The sequence below is a fragment of the Bacillus sp. JJ1764 genome (assembly GCF_036962145.1).
Taxonomy (GTDB): domain Bacteria; phylum Bacillota; class Bacilli; order Bacillales; family Cytobacillaceae; genus Neobacillus.
In genome coordinates this window covers 1-2,601 of the sequence record NZ_JBALNY010000081.1, presented here as the reverse complement: position 1 = coordinate 2,601, position 2,601 = coordinate 1, and the positions used below count along the sequence as shown (strand labels likewise).

The following is a 2,601-nucleotide window of genomic DNA, read 5'->3' as shown; positions in this document are numbered from 1 at the left end:
ATTCTAATATTCGACCTAATTTTCCTTTTTTTTATCATGAAAAAAAGGCCCTGCATCGCAGAGCCTTTTCCCAAAAGTTAATGACCAATTGTCGCTTCGTCAACATGCTTAACATACTTATGATTAAAGACTATAAAGATTACAGAAATAAGGACAAATGCACCACCTACATAAAATGGAACACTTGAGTTGTACCATTCAGCTAATTTACCGGCAAAATATGGTGCAATGGCCCCCCCTATAAATCGTAAAAAGCTGTATGCGGCAGATGCTGTTGATCTTTCAACTGGCGCTGAATTCATCACGGCTGTGGTGATAAGCGTGTTGTTGTTTCCTAGTAATGCACCTGCTACAACGACTGATGCGATGATTAACCATTGAGTGGAAGTCCAGATCCCCATCGCAATTAAAACAAGAGCAAACAATGTTAACATTGCAGCCATTGACTTAACCGTTCCAAATCGTTTTTGAAGGATCGGTGCTGTAAATACTGAAGTGATAGCAAGCAAAATTCCCCATCCTAAAAAGACAAAACCGATTCCATGTTCATCAAGTCCCATTACAAATGGTGCATAGGCTAATAAAGTGAAGAATCCAAAATTGTAAAGAGCGGCACCAATTCCAAAAATTAATAAGGAACGGTGTTTCAATGCACGGAAAGGATCTTTAATGGAAGTTTTCACTTGTGAAACCTGCGCAGAGCCAGCTTTATTTGGCATTAGAATGATTAAACCGAAAAATGCCACTACCATTAAAACTGCCACACCTAAAAATGGGCCTCTCCAAGACATTCCACCAAGCCAGCCTCCAAGCAGAGGTCCTACTGAAATCCCTAAACCAATTGCGGCTTCATATAAGATAATTGCTTTGGCTGTACCACTTGTGGACAGCGAAACAATTGCCGCTAAGGCTGTTGCTACGAATAAAGCATTACCAAGTCCCCATCCCCCACGAAAACCAACTAGTGCCCAAATGTTGTTTGAAAAACCTCCTAGCGCGGAAAATACAGCAATTAAAATGATTCCAACAATTAGTGTCCATTTTATACCAAGTCGTGATGAAATCATTCCAGTGATAAGCATAGCTACTGCCATAACAGCATTATAACTCGTGAAAAGCAACGTAACTTGACTAGGAGTCGCTTGAAGTTGTTTTGCAATCGCAACCAATATCGGATCAACAAGCCCCAGACCCATAAAGGCAATAATACACGCAAAAAAAACTGCCCATACTGCCCTTGGCTGATTTAAAAAATGACTTTTTGTATCAGTTTCCGACGCAACCTTTGCCGATGACGCAGTTACTGATTGTGATGTTGATGACATTCTAAATTTCCCCTTTGTTTGTTGATAGTTGTATAATGAAAGTATATATTTGTATTATACAACTAGTTTTGAATATGTCAATACTCTTATTTATTGAATTTTTTGAAATATTAAAACACGCAAACGCTTTTATTAAAGCATGGATTTTATGATAGGATAAACATAGAAATGTGTGCAAAAGTGAGGACAAAAAAATGAGAGAAAAATCCTTGGAAATGATTGATCTGGAGCTGGCCATCCTTCTCAGGCGTATTACATCATCAAATCGAAAATTGGGGCATTTAGACCGTTCAGCCTATCTATTACTTCACCGTTTCATCACCAGAGGACCAGCAGGGGTTAAAGTATTGTCGGATGAATTCCATTTAGATATCTCAACAATAAGCAGACAAACCGCTGCATTGGAGCAAAAGGGATATGTATATAGAATTCCTGATCCAACAGATGGTCGAGCCTATACTCTTCATATTACCGAATTAGGAAAAAATGAGTTTTATGAACATCAGCAAACGAGATTATCAGCTATTGGGGAAAATGTTAAAGACTGGCCGGAATATGACTTACAGCATTTTGGTGAACTTTTAAGGAAATATAATCATTCTTCAACGAATAAATAAGTTATGGTGAGTTTTATATTCCGAAGGGTTGCATTAGCGACCCTTTTTTGATGCATTCAGCTTCTTTGGTCTCCAAGTGGCTTTATTGGCGACCTCTTCTTGCGCATTTTAAATTTTCCGGGCTTCAAGAGACTCTATTGGCGACCTTCTTTTAAGGAAATAATTTATTCAGGAATCAACCACTTAAAACTAATAGCAAGTTTAAGCTCTAAATACATACTCACTCATCCATGATCCTCCCCTATCTTTTTTATCAGAAATCAACTGCCTCGTATCTCCCGAAGTTTCCCCCAGCGAAGCAAATATATCAGAAATTGAAGGGGGATAAGGGCTATTCCGAATATGTTGGACCAAATCTGTCCAAACTTGATCAAAATCCACTACCTCACAAAATTGAAACCAAAACTGCACGGTTTCACTCTTAGTAATAATATAGGGATAAGTCGATTCAATTACATGAATAATTTTTAATGCCTCTTCCTTCGTCATCATATCCCACCTCATATTTATTTTTTACAAGTTTCGATCATCTAAAAACTGTTTAAAGGAATTTAACACATGAACTTCTAGTTAGGTTCCATAAAAAAGTTAATTAAGAAGGGCTTACAAGGGGAATGTTATAAAAAAATGAGAAAGGATTTGTTTCTATTGAAGAAAAA

General features: G+C 37.6%; 3 protein-coding genes. 1 reads left to right on the top strand and 2 read right to left on the bottom strand.

The features are described 5' to 3' along the window. Positions 1-77: 77 nt before the first annotated feature. Positions 78-1,325: an MFS transporter gene (locus V7083_RS12680; protein WP_335478234.1), complete on the bottom strand. Its 1,248-nt coding sequence runs from the start codon at positions 1,323-1,325 to the stop codon at positions 78-80. Between the two features lie 194 nt (positions 1,326-1,519). On the opposite strand from V7083_RS12680, the gene V7083_RS12675 reads away from it, so the two are divergent. Then, positions 1,520-1,942 carry a MarR family winged helix-turn-helix transcriptional regulator gene (locus V7083_RS12675; RefSeq protein WP_335478232.1) on the top strand — a complete coding sequence of 141 codons (423 nt, stop codon included), beginning with the start codon at positions 1,520-1,522 and terminating at the stop codon, positions 1,940-1,942. Between the two features lie 201 nt (positions 1,943-2,143). Here V7083_RS12675 and V7083_RS12670 read toward each other — a convergent pair whose 3' ends face one another. Further along, a complete protein-coding gene (locus V7083_RS12670) occupies positions 2,144-2,431 on the bottom strand; it encodes a replicative helicase loader/inhibitor (protein WP_335478230.1) in 288 nt (95 codons plus the stop codon). Positions 2,432-2,601: the final 170 nt, after the last annotated feature.